This window comes from Aquabacterium sp. A08, from assembly GCF_011742065.1.
Genome location: NZ_JAAQQT010000049.1, coordinates 1 through 574 on the forward strand (window position 1 = coordinate 1; position 574 = coordinate 574).

The 574-nt window shown below is 67.2% G+C and carries 1 protein-coding gene; it reads right to left on the reverse strand.

The genetic code is table 11. The features are described 5' to 3' along the window. Window positions 1-573, reverse strand: a 573-nt coding sequence (locus HA630_RS00280) for an OB-fold nucleic acid binding domain-containing protein (protein WP_243855302.1), incomplete at its 3' end; no start/stop codon positions are given. Window position 574: the final 1 nt, after the last annotated feature.

Here is a 574-nt window from a genome sequence, read left to right on the forward strand (position 1 = left end):
GAAGCGCTTGCGCGCCTGCTCGTCGGTCATCAGGTCGACGTAGCGCTGGCGGTACTTGATTTCCTGGTCGTGGATGCCGTGGAACTTGTCCGGCAGCGGGCGCAGGCTCTTGGTCACCAGACGCACCTGGTCCGCGTGGAGGGTCAGCTCGCCCATCTTGGTCTTAAACAGCACGCCCTCGGCCGCCACGATGTCGCCCAGGTCCCAGTGCTTGAAGGCTTCCAGCACCTCGGCGCCCACGCTTTCCAGGTTGAGGTAGATCTGGATGCGGCCGCCGCTCGGGCCAAAGGAGCTGTCCTGCAGCGTGGCGAAGCTGGCCTTGCCCATCACGCGCTTGAGCATCATGCGGCCGGCCACGCTGGCACGCGCTTTCAGCGGCTCCAGCATCTCCTTGCTCATGCCGTCGTACTCGGCGAACAGGTCGGCCGCCTTGTGCAGCGGCTTGACGTCGTTCGGGAACGCCGGGCCGGCACCGGCCTGCTGCGCCTCGCGCAGGGCCTTGAGCTTCTCGCGGCGCTCGGCGATGAGGTGGTTGTCGTCGGTGACCGGGGCGGCGTGGGTGTCTGGCGTCATG